General features: G+C 61.2%; 22 protein-coding genes. 5 read left to right on the top strand and 17 right to left on the bottom strand.

What is annotated here, in order from left to right; all coding sequences use genetic code 11:
• The first annotated feature begins 64 nt into the window (after nt 1-64).
• Together AC53L6_RS00575 and AC53L6_RS00570 are read left to right on the top strand one after the other, a co-directional pair.
• Nucleotides 65-430 (top strand): c-type cytochrome, encoded by a 366-nt coding sequence (locus AC53L6_RS00575; protein WP_299208087.1) that lies wholly within the window; start codon nt 65-67, stop codon nt 428-430.
• A 162-nt stretch (nt 431-592) separates the two neighbouring features.
• On the top strand, nt 593-1,885 hold the full coding sequence (locus AC53L6_RS00570) for a PQQ-dependent sugar dehydrogenase (RefSeq protein WP_496906419.1): 1,293 nt from the start codon (nt 593-595) through the stop codon (nt 1,883-1,885).
• On the opposite strand, the gene AC53L6_RS00565 is transcribed toward AC53L6_RS00570, so the two are convergent.
• From AC53L6_RS00565 to rplS, 3 genes are all read right to left on the bottom strand, one after another.
• On the bottom strand, nt 1,882-2,268 hold the full coding sequence (locus AC53L6_RS00565; RefSeq protein ID WP_496906418.1) for a hypothetical protein: 387 nt from the start codon (nt 2,266-2,268) through the stop codon (nt 1,882-1,884). The genes AC53L6_RS00570 and AC53L6_RS00565 overlap by 4 nt on opposite strands.
• 125 nt (nt 2,269-2,393) lie before the next feature.
• Entirely contained in the window at nt 2,394-2,615 is a 222-nt protein-coding gene (gene rpmE, locus AC53L6_RS00560) for a 50S ribosomal protein L31 (RefSeq protein ID WP_189368161.1), read from the bottom strand.
• Nucleotides 2,612-3,001, bottom strand: coding sequence for a 50S ribosomal protein L19 (rplS, locus tag AC53L6_RS00555; RefSeq protein ID WP_189368162.1), 390 nt, complete (start codon nt 2,999-3,001; stop codon nt 2,612-2,614). Before rplS ends, rpmE begins: the two co-directional genes overlap by 4 nt.
• Nucleotides 3,002-3,029: 28 nt before the next feature.
• Between rplS and AC53L6_RS00550 the strand changes: the two genes are divergently transcribed.
• Complete coding sequence (locus AC53L6_RS00550; protein ID WP_496906417.1) at nt 3,030-3,203, top strand: hypothetical protein; 174 nt, start codon at nt 3,030-3,032, stop codon at nt 3,201-3,203.
• 29 nt (nt 3,204-3,232) lie between these two features.
• On the opposite strand, the gene AC53L6_RS00545 is transcribed toward AC53L6_RS00550, so the two are convergent.
• The 4 genes from AC53L6_RS00545 to AC53L6_RS00530 all read right to left on the bottom strand — a co-directional run bounded on the left by AC53L6_RS00545 (nt 3,233) and on the right by AC53L6_RS00530 (nt 5,179).
• Nucleotides 3,233-3,613 carry a hypothetical protein gene (locus AC53L6_RS00545; protein WP_496906416.1) on the bottom strand — a complete coding sequence of 127 codons (381 nt, stop codon included), beginning with the start codon at nt 3,611-3,613 and terminating at the stop codon, nt 3,233-3,235.
• A 93-nt stretch (nt 3,614-3,706) separates the two neighbouring features.
• Complete coding sequence (gene trmD, locus AC53L6_RS00540; protein WP_299702038.1) at nt 3,707-4,498, bottom strand: tRNA (guanosine(37)-N1)-methyltransferase TrmD; 792 nt, start codon at nt 4,496-4,498, stop codon at nt 3,707-3,709.
• 44 nt (nt 4,499-4,542) lie between these two features.
• Nucleotides 4,543-5,049 (bottom strand): ribosome maturation factor RimM, encoded by a 507-nt coding sequence (gene rimM, locus AC53L6_RS00535; RefSeq protein WP_299599787.1) that lies wholly within the window; start codon nt 5,047-5,049, stop codon nt 4,543-4,545.
• A complete protein-coding gene (locus AC53L6_RS00530; RefSeq protein WP_299702042.1) occupies nt 5,042-5,179 on the bottom strand; it encodes a hypothetical protein in 138 nt (45 codons plus the stop codon). Before AC53L6_RS00530 ends, rimM begins: the two co-directional genes overlap by 8 nt.
• Nucleotides 5,180-5,481: 302 nt before the next feature.
• Between AC53L6_RS00530 and AC53L6_RS00525 the strand changes: the two genes are divergently transcribed.
• Together AC53L6_RS00525 and AC53L6_RS00520 are read left to right on the top strand one after the other, a co-directional pair.
• A complete protein-coding gene (locus tag AC53L6_RS00525; RefSeq protein ID WP_496906415.1) occupies nt 5,482-5,943 on the top strand; it encodes a GNAT family N-acetyltransferase in 462 nt (153 codons plus the stop codon).
• A gap of 117 nt (nt 5,944-6,060) precedes the next feature.
• On the top strand, nt 6,061-6,378 hold the full coding sequence (locus AC53L6_RS00520) for a DMT family transporter (RefSeq protein ID WP_299208108.1): 318 nt from the start codon (nt 6,061-6,063) through the stop codon (nt 6,376-6,378).
• Here the strand turns inward: AC53L6_RS00520 and bluB are convergent.
• Genes bluB through ffh form a run of 10 tightly spaced genes read right to left on the bottom strand, consistent with a single transcriptional unit; the run spans nt 6,375 to nt 12,293 of the window.
• Nucleotides 6,375-7,001, bottom strand: a complete 627-nt coding sequence (bluB, locus tag AC53L6_RS00515) for a 5,6-dimethylbenzimidazole synthase (protein ID WP_496906414.1) — start codon at nt 6,999-7,001, stop codon at nt 6,375-6,377. The two genes, AC53L6_RS00520 and bluB, sit on opposite strands and share 4 nt — an antisense overlap.
• 15 nt (nt 7,002-7,016) lie before the next feature.
• Nucleotides 7,017-7,421, bottom strand: a complete 405-nt coding sequence (gene rpsP / locus AC53L6_RS00510; RefSeq protein WP_496906413.1) for a 30S ribosomal protein S16 — start codon at nt 7,419-7,421, stop codon at nt 7,017-7,019.
• A 41-nt stretch (nt 7,422-7,462) separates the two neighbouring features.
• Nucleotides 7,463-7,759, bottom strand: coding sequence for a chorismate mutase (locus tag AC53L6_RS00505; protein ID WP_299702054.1), 297 nt, complete (start codon nt 7,757-7,759; stop codon nt 7,463-7,465).
• Nucleotides 7,752-8,354 (bottom strand): GNAT family N-acetyltransferase, encoded by a 603-nt coding sequence (locus tag AC53L6_RS00500; RefSeq protein WP_299702057.1) that lies wholly within the window; start codon nt 8,352-8,354, stop codon nt 7,752-7,754. The genes AC53L6_RS00505 and AC53L6_RS00500 overlap by 8 nt, the downstream gene beginning before the upstream one ends.
• Nucleotides 8,354-8,917: a GNAT family N-acetyltransferase gene (locus tag AC53L6_RS00495; protein ID WP_496906412.1), complete on the bottom strand. Its 564-nt coding sequence runs from the start codon at nt 8,915-8,917 to the stop codon at nt 8,354-8,356. Before AC53L6_RS00495 ends, AC53L6_RS00500 begins: the two co-directional genes overlap by 1 nt.
• A complete protein-coding gene (locus AC53L6_RS00490) occupies nt 8,914-9,441 on the bottom strand; it encodes a GNAT family N-acetyltransferase (RefSeq protein ID WP_496906411.1) in 528 nt (175 codons plus the stop codon). The genes AC53L6_RS00495 and AC53L6_RS00490 overlap by 4 nt, the downstream gene beginning before the upstream one ends.
• Entirely contained in the window at nt 9,438-9,959 is a 522-nt protein-coding gene (locus AC53L6_RS00485) for a GNAT family N-acetyltransferase (RefSeq protein WP_496906410.1), read from the bottom strand. The genes AC53L6_RS00490 and AC53L6_RS00485 overlap by 4 nt, the downstream gene beginning before the upstream one ends.
• Entirely contained in the window at nt 9,956-10,468 is a 513-nt protein-coding gene (locus AC53L6_RS00480; RefSeq protein WP_496906409.1) for a GNAT family N-acetyltransferase, read from the bottom strand. Before AC53L6_RS00480 ends, AC53L6_RS00485 begins: the two co-directional genes overlap by 4 nt.
• Nucleotides 10,465-10,797: an NIPSNAP family protein gene (locus AC53L6_RS00475; protein WP_299208125.1), complete on the bottom strand. Its 333-nt coding sequence runs from the start codon at nt 10,795-10,797 to the stop codon at nt 10,465-10,467. Before AC53L6_RS00475 ends, AC53L6_RS00480 begins: the two co-directional genes overlap by 4 nt.
• Nucleotides 10,794-12,293 carry a signal recognition particle protein gene (gene ffh / locus AC53L6_RS00470; RefSeq protein WP_299548735.1) on the bottom strand — a complete coding sequence of 500 codons (1,500 nt, stop codon included), beginning with the start codon at nt 12,291-12,293 and terminating at the stop codon, nt 10,794-10,796. The genes AC53L6_RS00475 and ffh overlap by 4 nt, the downstream gene beginning before the upstream one ends.
• Nucleotides 12,294-12,454: the final 161 nt, after the last annotated feature.

The raw sequence follows: 12,454 nt of genomic DNA, 5'->3' as shown, positions 1-12,454 counted from the left end.
TTGGACGAATTGCGCTGGACCTTCTACTACTGAGGGATTGTGCAAGCAGAGGAGACCCGTGTCGATGCTAATACGCTGCCTTTTGACCGTCGCGATCAGCGTTTGGGCGTGCGCCACTTGGGCGGACACCACGACCGAAAGCAGCGCTAGCGCCGCCGCGATATCCGAAGACCAAGTGATCGACGTGGACGCGGCGCAGGACATCTTTCGAAAATCGTGCAGGGCTTGCCATGGCAACAAGGCACAAGGGGCCTCAAGCTATCCTGCACTTGCTGACCTGGACCCTGCCTATATCGCCACGCAGCTTGAAAGGTATCGTGCCGGTGAAAAGATTGGGCCCAATTCGATCCTGATGATCTCTCATGCCAAGCGGCTGTCGGACGAGGATATTGTCAATATTTCGGTCTACGTGGCGACGGCATTCGACTAGGCATTCGTATCCGTATGGACGTACCGGCGTAAAGTTGCCCTAGGGTAAACTAAACATTGACCAGCGTATGGCACCACCATACCGTGAAAGTCTGGCTTGTCCGGACATAAAAACAAAGAGCACCCTCCGGATGGCGAATGACACCATTTAAGGGAGGAAACTATGTCCGGTTATACCACGCATTCCAAACTATCGGTCATTGCATCACTGCTTGCGGCGACGGCTATTTCATCATCGCCGCTGCTGGCCCAGAGCGGCATGAACACCACCAGTCTGACGCACGAGGTCGTGCTTGATGGCCTCGAAAACCCTTGGGACATGGCGTTCCTCGACGATGGCACGATGCTGTTTACGGAAAAGTGCAAGGGGCTGTCCGTGCGGATGCCGGATGGAACTGTGACTGCGCTTTACGGCGTTGCCGACACGGCCGGATATGCGGCCAATGGCGCTGACCTGTTCTGTGAAGGGCAGGCGGGCATGATGGGCGTCGCCTTTGACCCCGACTTTGGCAACAACCGGCGCATCTATGTCTATTCCACATCGAACATGTCGGACCCGCACACCAACCGGCTGATGCGATTTACGGTCAGCGATGATTTCACAAACGTGTCGGATCGGACGGACATCATCGACGATGTGCCTTACAAAATGGCGGCGTCTGATCACCCGTTTGGGGGACCCGGTGCCCATAATGGCGGTCGCGTGCGGTTCAGCGCGGATGGCGCGTTGTGGCTGACAACCGGTGACACCCATAATGGCGAGGTGCCGCAGAGCCCGACGATGATGGGATCGAAAGTGATCCGGATCGATACTGACGGCAATGCCCATGCCGACAACAGCCCGCCCGAAGGCTTTGACGCGCGGACGTACACTTATGGGCACCGCAACGTGCAGGGTATCGCGTTCCACCCCGAGACGGGGCAGGCCATCACGGCAGAACACGGGCCATGGCATTCGGATGAAATCACCATTCTGGAAAACGGTGGCAATGCCGGGTGGGACCCGCGCCCGAACGTGGCTGGGCGTGGCGATTGCCCGGACAACTACTGTGGCTACAGCCCCAACCAGGAAGAGGGCATGAACCGGTACGAGCGTGCGGCGTTCATGCCGATGACCGATTTCGACACCTATCCTGATGCCATGCCACCGGTCTGGAACAACAACGGCTGGTCGCAGGGGATGTCCTCGGCCGCGTTCCTGGAGGGTGATGCCTGGGGCGAGTGGAACGGCGCGATGGTTGTCGGCATCATGGGGATCGGATTTGGCGGCACGCCCATTGGGCAACGCCTCGACGTGATCCAATTCAACGAAGATGTTGCGGATGTGGAGGACGTGACCGAGATGACCCTGCCGATGGAGTCGGGCCGGTTCCGGTCTGTGGTCATGGGGCCGGATGGCAGCCTGTACACGTCCATCGACGAAGGTACGATCTATAAGCTGACGCCCGGCGGCTAATCTGCAGTGACCAGCGTTTCGGGGATGTCGAAGCGCTGGTCATCCACCCGGATATGGTAGGTGCCATTGGTCAGCTGCCAGTCGGTATCCGTTCCGACCCCTGACATTGTCGCATTGCCGCGCAGGAATGCGCCGTCCGAGAATGTCAGCATGCGCGCAAAGCCGTTGGGAAAGGTCACAACCACCGCTGCCGATCCTGTCGCGCGGGCGACCGAGGCGTCACAGGTGCCAAGATCCTGTCCGACCTCTTGTGCGCAGCGCACTTGGCCTTGTGCATCGAATTGACCGGACTTGGCGCGTTTGGTGGCAGTTTGGATGTCCGCCTGGGCCGCGGCTGGTGTGGCCGCGATCAAGAGTGCCAAGATGAGTAGTGCGGTGCGCATCGCCGTCCCCCAGATGGATCGGGATACTATCGCGACGGCGGGGCCGCGCGGCAAGATGCTTTGGCCCTGAACGAAAAAAGCCGCCCCCGTTGGAGCGGCTTTGTCTTTTACGTGGCGTGGATGCTTTAGAAGCCCAGACCGGCGTATTTGTTCTTGAACTTCGACACGCGGCCACCGGTGTCCATCAGGCGGGACGAACCGCCGGTCCATGCGGGGTGCACGGAGGGGTCGATGTCGAGCGACAGTTGGTCGCCTTCCTTGCCCCATGTGGATTTCATTTGAACCACAGTGCCGTCCGTCATCTTGACGTCGATGATGTGGTAGTCGGGATGCGTATCGGCCTTCATGCCTCGGCTCCTTCGGACTTCTTGGGTTTGTAGTTGGAGACTTCCGCGATCCGGGCCGATTTGCCGCGGCGGGTGCGGAGGTAGTACAGTTTGGCGCGACGCACACGACCGCGGCGGACCACGGTGATGCTGTCGATGTTGGTCGAAAACAGCGGGAACACACGTTCCACGCCTTCGCCAAACGAAATCTTGCGAACGGTGAACGAACCGGCGATGCCCGAGCCGTTGTTGCGGGCGATGCAGACGCCTTCGTAGTTCTGCACACGGGTGCGCGTGCCTTCGGTCACCTTGTAGCCGACGCGGATGGTGTCACCGGCTTTGAAGTCGGGGATGTCTTTCCCCAGGGCGGCAATCTGTTCCGCCTCTAGCTGTGCGATCAGGTCCATTGACCATCACTCCTATCATGCTCGTGGTTTGCCCACGAAGGTTTGTCGCGCCTCAGAGCTCTGTGTCTTCACCGGGTCCGCCATTGCGCCCGCCAGAGGTCAGGTCATCATTCCTTTTGTTCAGATGCTGGTGCTGCTGGAAAGCGCCGAAGAAGGCGCCACAGCACAAGCAACCCAATTCGGAAAAACCGAGTCAGGCTGAGCGGTGTATAGGCGCAGGTTTGACGGCGATCAAGAGGGTGCGCGGTCAGCGGCAGAGAACTCGTCGAATGATGACGGATCTGTTGCTTCGAGGGGCGGTTGAGTTCCGGCGAAGCGGGCAGGGAGCGCCTTTTTAAGGACCCAAAGCGGAATCTGATCGGTGGAATGCAGGTGGGCTGCGTCGTTGATCAGCTCTGAGGGTGTCGCCCTGGCCCCCTGGATGTCCGTCGCGAGATCAAGGGGGTTTTGAGGTGTCACCCCAACGCGGTTGTCCGGGACCGTGCCATGTTGCTCAAACCGTGTCAGGCGCAGGGTGTTGACCCGCTTGCGGGTCTCGCCACCAAACCGCGTGTATGGCTTTTCAGGTTCTGCGTTTGCCCCGAAGGTCGGTTTTGCTAAGAATTTCAGCATATGTCTGCCCTGTTGCGCCGATATTCTATTTTTTCGCGATTTTGCGGCGAAATTGAGCCGAACTTAAATCAATTTTCTGCGCACTGGTTGAGTTTAGCGTGAGTTGCGGTGCTTTTCCCATAGGTCGGGCCGCCGTTCGCGTGTCAGCTTCTCTGACATCTCCCGTCGCCATTCTGCCACCTTGCCGTGATGACCGGACATTAGGATATCGGGAATGTCGCGCCCTTCCCATGTGGCGGGGCGGGTGTATTGCGGGTGTTCCAGAAGGCCGTTTGAATGGCTTTCCTCGACTGAGCTGTCGGCGTTGCCCAGAACACCCGGCAAGAGCCGCACGGTGGCGTCGAGCATGGCCTGCGCGGCGATCTCGCCTCCGGTCATGACGAAATCGCCGAGAGACACCTCGGTGATGCCCCAGTGCTCAAGCACCCGTTCGTCGACGCCTTCGAACCGGCCACAGAGCATTGTGACGCCGTCGCAGCGCGCCAGATCGCGGGCCATGGCCTGATCAAAGCGTTGTCCCCGCGGGGACAAGTAGAGGATGGGCCATCGCCCGCGGGCGTGGGCCTGTGCCTCGGTCAGTGCCGCGCTGACCACGTCGGCGCGCAGCACCATGCCGGCTCCGCCACCCGCCGGGGTGTCATCGACATTGCGGTGCTTGCCAACTCCATGCGCGCGCAGGTCGTGGGTGTGCAGTTGCCACTTGCCGTCCTGCAGAGCCTTGCCCGTCAGGGATGCGCCCAGCACGCCGGGAAAGGTTTCGGGAAACAGGGTGACGATCCGGGCCTGCCAGACACCGACAAGATCGGGGGCTTCGTCCATCAGGGAGGATGGTTTCAGTGTCGGTCGGATGGCCTTGCGGCCATGGGATTTGGAGGGCGTGGACATAGGCGTCTGTTATGCGATCCGAAGGCCGAGGGAAATGCCCGGTATCAGAACAGCCCTTCGGGTGGGTCGGCCACGATGCGTCCCGCAGCCAGATCCACGGTCGGCACGGCGGCCTTGGTAAAGGGCAAGAGGACCGTCGCCGTGGCCCCGGGCATGTGCACCTCAAGCAGGTCGCTGGCGCCGTGGTTCTGTACGGACTTCACATGACCCAAAGACGTGCCACCGGTGTCGAAAACCTCCAGCCCCACAAGATCCGTGTAGTAGAATTCGTCATCCGGCAGGTGAGGCAGCTGATCGCGGCGGGCAAAAAGTTGCGTTCCCTTGAGCGCGTCAGCTTCTTCCTTGGTCGCAACCTCGGCGATGCGGGCGACGAAGCCGTTTTTCATGGGACGTATGAGCGCAAGGGAGAACGAACGCTTGCCGTCTTCGGTCGTGAGCGGGCTATAGGTTTCGATGTCCTCGGGCAGGGCGCAGAACGACTTTAACCGCACCTCGCCATGCACACCGTAGGCGCCGCTGATCACGCCGACACAGATCACATCATCACTCATTCCAGCACACTCCGTCACGCATCACACCGCCTTGGTCCGTGCACGCCTCTGCCGCCTTGCTGCGCTCGAACATCAGGCCCGCCACGAAGGCGATCAGGATCAGGATAGGTGTGCGGATCAATCCGAACATAGGGCTCACTCTCTGCAGGGCGCTGGGCCATCCGGGGCATTTGCGACACGTTACCGTGTTTTGTCCAGTCCGTGCTTGCTTTGGCGGCGCTGGGGCGGCTACGTGCAGGACATCCGCGCCCGGTGGTGCGGAAATGGAGATTTTATGTCGGTATAGACGGGCACATGCCCATGGCGTCGTGCAAACGATGCAAGCAGAAACAAATCCGTCGCTGTCGCGGCGCTGTTGGTGCGTGCCCTGCTTTTTGCGTTCACGTGATGTGAACCCTCTTAAATCATTCAATTCTTGACGAAAGGATGGCTATGCCAGACCTCTTTCAGACGCGCGCTGCGCGTGACACCGACATCCCGTTTCTTGCCCCTATTGCCGAGGCCACGCTGTTTCCGGGTGACATGTTGCCCGACATAATGGCCCCCGGCTTGAGCGGCGACAGCGATGATCTTTGGCTTGTGGTCGAACAGGATGGCGTGCCGGTCGGCTTTGCCTTTGTGCAAAGCGAGGCACTGACGGACCGTACGTGGAACCTGCGCGCGATTGCGACATCCCCCGATCTGCATGGCGCGGGTGCGGGAACGGTGTTGATCCACGCCGTTGAAGCGGCCCTGGCCGATGCGCGTTTGCTGGTGATCGACACCACCCAGACGCCAGATCAGGACCGTGCGCGCCGCTTCTACGGTGCGCGTGGATACGATCATGTGGCAACCATTCCGGCCTTCTTTGGGCCGGATGAGGACAAGGTCACATTTACCAAGATGCTGGCCTGACGGTTGGCATGGCGTGGGCGGCACTGTCTGCCCATGCCAATTCACTTTTTCCCTTGCATCCCGAATGTGACGGTTTAGATTTTGGGACCAATCGGTTCCAAAATCAGGATTTTCAGAATGGCGTGGTTCTACCTTGGTCTGGCGGCCATTTTCGAAGTGACCTTTGCGATGAGCATGAAATACGCGGATGGGTTCACAAATGCCCGGGCCACCGTGGTGACTGTGGTGGCCGTGATCGCGGGGATCGGATTTCTGACGCTTGCCCTGCGCGATCTGCCCGTCAGCGTGGCCTATCCGATCTGGACCGCTGTTGGGACGCTTGGAACCGTCGCCTTGGGGTATACGTTTCTGGGCGAGGCGCTGACGCCGCTCAAAGTGATCTCTGCCCTTGCCATTGTGGCCGGGGTTGCGGGGCTGAAGATTTCGGCGGGTTAACGTGTTTCGATGATCAGGTCGTGCCGGTGTTCCCATCCGACGCGTTCGAGTTCGGGCGTGTCGGATTGGTCCTCGGGCCAGCCGACGCACATGTAGGCGACCAAAGACCAGTCCGTGGGTACGTTGAGGTCGTGGCACAATTGGACGGGATCAAGGATCGACACCCAGCCCATTCCCAAGCCTTCTGATCGGGCCGCGAGCCACATGAGTGTGACGGCCCCCACCACGGAATAGCGTCGCATTTCGGGCATGGTGCCTGCGCCAAGGCCGTGGCCTTGTTCCGTGCTGTCGTCGCAGAAAATAGCAAGATGTTCAGGCGCTTCGGCCATGCCGGACAGTTTGAGTTGGCTGTAGCTGGCGGCCTGTTCGCCATCGTACCCGGCAAGCGCTTGCGCGTTGGCGGCTTTGTAGTTCTCAAGCGCTGCGGCGCGGGCCGTTTCGCTTTGCACGCGGATGATGCGCCAGGGTTCGGACAGGCCCACGGAAGGGGCCAGCCGAAATGTGTTGAGGCAGCGCATCAGCACTGCCTCGTCCACGGGATCGGTGCGGAAGCGGCGCACATCGCGCCGCCACGCCATCAAGTTCAGAAGCTGGCTGCGAAACTCATCTGGAAATGTGTCCACAGCGCCAACCCCTGATTACTCTGCTGTTTCTTCGGCCGGTGCTTCTTCGGCAGGCGCTTCATCAGCAGGTGCTGCGGCAGCTTCAGCAGCCTTGGCGGCTTTCTCTTCCGCGCGCTCTTTGGCCTTGGCGCCGGGCTCACCCTTGTTGGGGTTGCTGCGCTCTTTTTTCTCGAGCACGCCTGCGGCTTCCAGCATACGGCTGATGCGGTCGGTGGGCTGTGCGCCCTCACCCAGCCAGTACTGAATGCGTTCCATGTTCATTTTCACGCGCTCTTCGCTGTCTTTGGGCAGCAGGGGGTTATATGTGCCCAGCTTTTCGATGTAGCGCCCGTCGCGTGGCATGCGGCTGTCGGCTGCCACGATGCGGTAGAAGGGACGCTTTTTCGAGCCACCACGGGCAAGACGGATTTTCATGGCCATTGTTGTTTCTCCTTTGAATGGCGTTTCAGGCTACCAGCCTGTTATTCTTGGTGTTTCTTGTGGTGCTGAATGACTTCAGCGATGATGAAGTTCAGGAACTTCTTGGCGAATTCGGGGTCCAGATCGGCCCGGTTTGCCAAATCTTCGAGCCGAGCGATCTGCGCGGCTTCGCGCGTGGGATCGGAGGGCGGAAGGTCGTGTGTGGCCTTGAGTTTCCCCACGGCCTGCGTGTGTTTGAACCGCTCGCCCAGGGTGTAGACGAGGATGGCATCGAGCCTGTCGATACTGGCGCGGTGGTCGGCCAGCACCTCGGCGGCCTTGGAAATGGCATCAGTCAAGCGCCCATCCTTTCGGTTTGAACATCGGGTCGGCATAGTGGCCGATTTCCATTTCGATCCCGTGCGCCAGTTGGCTGCCATCAAGCGCTGCGGGTGTGGGGTGGCGGTAGACGGCGTCAGAGCCGTCGATGGTTTGCGCGTCCTGGTCTTTGACGGCGCCCAACCGTTCGGCCAACCGGATGCTGTCGAGGTTCATCGGGTCGATATAGCTGACCGCGCCGTCCCAGCCGCCCGCATAGTAATGCGCGCGTACGGCATGTGTGGCTTCAAGCGCATAGCCCTTGCCCGCCTTGTCGGGCCAGATGATCCAGGCGATTTCCCGTTCGGGCCAGCCTGCGGGCTGCCAGCCTCCGGCCATGCCATAGGTGTCATCCGTATCCTTGTCGTGGATCATCCACATGCCGAAGCCGCGGATGTCCCAGTGTCCGATTTCGGCGGCATAGAGCATCCATGCCTCGTAGGGGTTCAGCGGCCCGCCCATGAAACGGGAGCGGTAGGAGGCGAAGGTCGCCTTGAAGTTCGGGTAGTCCTCGGGCTGCGGGCCGCGCAGGACAAGGCGCCGGGTTTCGATGGTGGGGATGGCGGTGTGGGGCATCACATCACCTCTCGCACGTAACGGTAGATCAGGCTTGTTTCGCCGTCTTCGGTGATTTCCCCGTCGGGCAGGCCGCCGAGGCGTTGCGCCAGCTTGATCGAGCGTGCGTTGGCGGGGTCGATGTAGCTGACCAGTGTGGACCAACCGAGTGTATCGAAGGCGTGGGTGAGGGCAGCTTGGGCAGCTTCAAAACCGATGCCCATGCCTTCGGCTTTTTCGGTCAGCATGAAGCCCAGTTCGGGTTCCTGATCGCCCGCTTCAAACCCCAGCAAGACAAAGCCGGAAATGTCGCCGGTATGGCCGATGGTCCAGAGACCGTGTCCGTGCAAGAGCCACGTGGAGGTCATCTGGGAGAAGTCGGTCCATGCGTCTTCGCGGCTCATCGGGCCGCCGATGTGCTCGCCACGGCCCGAGCAGGCGATCTGCGCATATGTGTCGAAATCGGTCACGCGGGGCGCGCGCAGCAGCAGCCGGTCGGTCGACAGCGTGGGCAGATGGCCTTGCAGCGCGATGGCAAACAGGGCTGCTGGCCCGTTGCGCGGTGTTTCGCAGGGAAGGGTCATACCCGCCCCTCCGGTCCCGGGTGGCGCCACAGCTGCATGGGGCCGTGGCGTTCGTGGGTGAAATCGCTGTCATACGTGGCGCCCAGGCGTTCAGCCACGCGGCGCGACCCTTCGTTGTCAATTGCGATCAGGCTTGTGAGTGTCGTCCATCCCAGCGTGTTGTAGGCGTAGCTGCGGGCTGCGATTGCGGCTTCGGTCGCATAGCCTTTGCCCGTTGCGCCATCAAACAGGTCCCAACCCAGTTCACGCTCGGGGAAGCCTTCGGGGTGCCAGAGACCAACGATGCCCACGGGGGTGTTTGTTGTTTTTTCGATCAGGGTCCAACGGCCAAAGCCGCGCAGCACCCAATGCCCTGCTTCCAGCGCCAGTGCGCGCCAGCTAAGCTCGCGGCTTTGCGGTCCGCCGACGAAACTGGAACGAGGCGAGGCATAGAATGCGGCCAGCGCATCAAAGTCCGACAGCTCGGGCGCACGCAGGATCAGGCGCTCGGTCTCGAGCGTGGGGGCGGAGAACGTAACGGTCATGCCGCGGGCCTCGGGTGGCGGTAGACATAGGCCTCTTTGCCCGGCTCTTCGGCGGTGTCATCGCGTACAGCACCCAAACGTTCTGCAAGGGCGACGGAGGCGTCGTTGCCGTGGGCGATGTAGCTGACGATCGTGTCCCAGTTCAGGGTGGTCCATGCATGGTCGATACAGGCTGTGGCCGCTTCTAATGCAATGCCTTTGCCTTCGTGCTTGGCGTCGAACAGGACCCAGCCGACTTCTTTTTCGGGCCACGTGTTCGGATACCAATGGCCGACGATGCCAAGGGGCGTGTCGTCGTTGTGGTATGTCACCACGAACATTCCAAAGCCGTTCATCACCCAATGGCCGATTTCGGTGCAGAAGAAATCCCACCCTCGGCGGTCGTCTTTCGGGCCACCCACGTATTTGGCGCGGTCGGTTTTGTAGAAGTCGATGAAGGTTTGCGCGTCCTGCGGTTGTGGCGCGCGCAGGGTCAGCCGTTCAGTTGTAAGGGTTGGGGTGCCGGTGAGGGTGATCATGCGCCCCTCCGGTGACGGAAGACCGCCGTTTCTGCGGGCGTTTCGCCGTCGGGTAGGGGGGCGTCTGGGTCGTGCGTTGCACCGAGCTTGGCGGCGAGGGCCTCGGACCGGGTGTTGCCGGGCGTGATGTAGCTGACGACGCTTTGCGCGTCGGTGTTGGCCCAGTACCAGTTCAGGGCGGCGCGGGCGGCTTCGGTGGCGAACCCTTTGCCTTCTGCTGCTGCCGTCAGGGTCCAGCCCAGTTCCGGTTCAGGGAAGCGGTCAGGGTGCGAGATGCCGACGTCGCCCATGAATGCGCCGGTTGTGCGGTCGGTGATCATCCACACGCCAAAGCCGTCCAGCGGCCAGCCGGCAAGGTTCATGGCAAAGAGTCGCCACGCGGCGGCGCGGTCAAAGGGGCCACCCATGAACACGGCGCGGTCCGAGGCGAGCATGTCAGCGAACGCGTCGAAATCGTCGCGCCGCGCGCCGCGCAGGATCAGCCGGTCTGTGGTGACGGTCGGGATCATAGGCCCAGTTCCTCGACCGTTGCGCCTTTGAGCAGGGGCTTGGTGAAGGAGCGGTCGTAGCGGCGGATGCACTTGGCTTCTGTCGCGAACTTGTAGGCCTTGAGACAATCGGGATCGTCCCACATGGCCGCGCGGTAGGCTTCGTAGTCGGCAAGCGAGGCAAAGGAAAAGTGGCAATAGGCGATGTCGTTCGGGCCCTCATAGGGCATGTGATAGCCGTGATGGGTGCCGCCCATTTCCGGGATCTTCTTCAGCCAGAACCGCGCATAGATCTCGAAGGCGTCGAGCTTGTCGGGGTCAATTTCGTATCGGACGGTGCAGGAGATCATTTCTTCTTCCCGAACCCGCTGAGACCCGGGGGCAGGGGCATACCGCCGCCAAGGCCCGGCAGACCGCCGGGCATCTTGCCGCCAAGCTGTTTGGCTGCTGCTTCAAGCTGGGCTTGATCCATGTTGCCCATGTCGGGCATGCCGCCGCCTTTGCCCATCATGGCCTGCATGGCTTTTTTCATCATGCCGCCTTTGCCCTTGCCGAGCTTTTTCATCATGTCCGACATCTGGCGGTGCATCTTGAGCAGCTTGTTGAGGTCGCTGACCTGCATGCCTGAGCCTGCAGCGATGCGTTTCTTGCGGGACGCTTGCAGGATCTGCGGCGCGGCGCGCTCTTTCTTGGTCATGGACTGGATCATGGCGATCTGCTGCTTGAGTATCTTGTCGTCAAAGCCCGCGTCCTGCACCTGTTTGGCCATTTTGCCCATGCCGGGCATCATGCCCATCATGCCTTCCATGCCGCCCATCTTGATCATCTGTTCAAGCTGCATCTTCAGGTCGTTCATGTTGAACTGACCCTTGGCCATGCGCTTCATCATCTTTTCGGCTTGTTCAGCCTCGATGGTTTCCTGCGCTTTTTCGACGAGGGACACGATGTCGCCCATGCCGAGGATGCGGCCCGCGATGCGTTCCGGCTCGAAGGTTTCGAGCGCGTCCATCTTTTCGCCGAGGCCCACGAACTTGATCGGTTTGCCGGTGACGGCACGCATCGACAGGGCAGCACCGCCGCGGCCATCGCCGTCCATCCGGGTCAGGACCACGCCCGAGATGCCGATGCGGTCATCAAAGTTCTGGGCGGTGTTGACGGCGTCCTGGCCCGTCAGACCATCGACCACCAGGATCGTTTCACGTGGGGTGGCAACGTCTCGGACCTGTTCGACTTGCGTCATCAACTCTTCGTCGATTGACAGGCGACCGGCAGTGTCGAGCATATAGACGTCGTAGCCGCCCATGCTGGCCTGGGTCTTGGCCCGTTTGGCGATCTGGACGGGGTTCTCACCCTTCACGATGGGCAGGGTGTCGACGCCGATCTGCGCGCCGAGGATTGCCAGCTGTTCCATGGCCGCGGGGCGGTTCACGTCGAGCGACGCCATGAGCACGCGCTTGCCGTCGCGTTCGGTCAAGCGTTTTGCCAGCTTGGCGGTCGTCGTGGTCTTACCGCCGCCTTGCAGGCCGACCATCAGGATCGGGGCCGGGGGGCTGTCGATCTTGAGCGCGCCGGGGTCACCTTCGCCCTTGAGGGTGTCGATCAGCGCGTCATGCACGATCTTGACGACCTGTTGGCCGGGGGTGACGGATTTGGTAACGGCCTGGCCTGTTGCCTGTTCCTGCACGGCCTTGACGAAGTCACGGGCGACGGGCAGCGACACGTCGGCTTCCAGCAGGGCCACGCGCACCTCGCGCAGGGCGGTTTTGACGTCTTCCTCGGACAGTGCACCCTGTTTGGTCAGCCGGTCGAAGACACCGGAGAGGCGTTCGGAGAGATTTTCAAACATGGGCCTTCATCCTTTCGACCGTTGACATTTGCCTGACAGGTAAGTGCAGGCGGTGCAGACCCCAAGGAAATGATCCAAACGAAAAGCACCCCCGTGGGCGCAACGCGCTGACGGAGGGCGATCCCGGGACATCCCAAGGGACCGGAAGTTCTACGCTTCCG

The sequence above is a fragment of the Tateyamaria sp. LSS28 genome, assembly GCF_059611725.1.
Note: the sequence above shows the minus strand (reverse complement) of the source record. Positions and strands in the feature narration are given on the sequence as shown.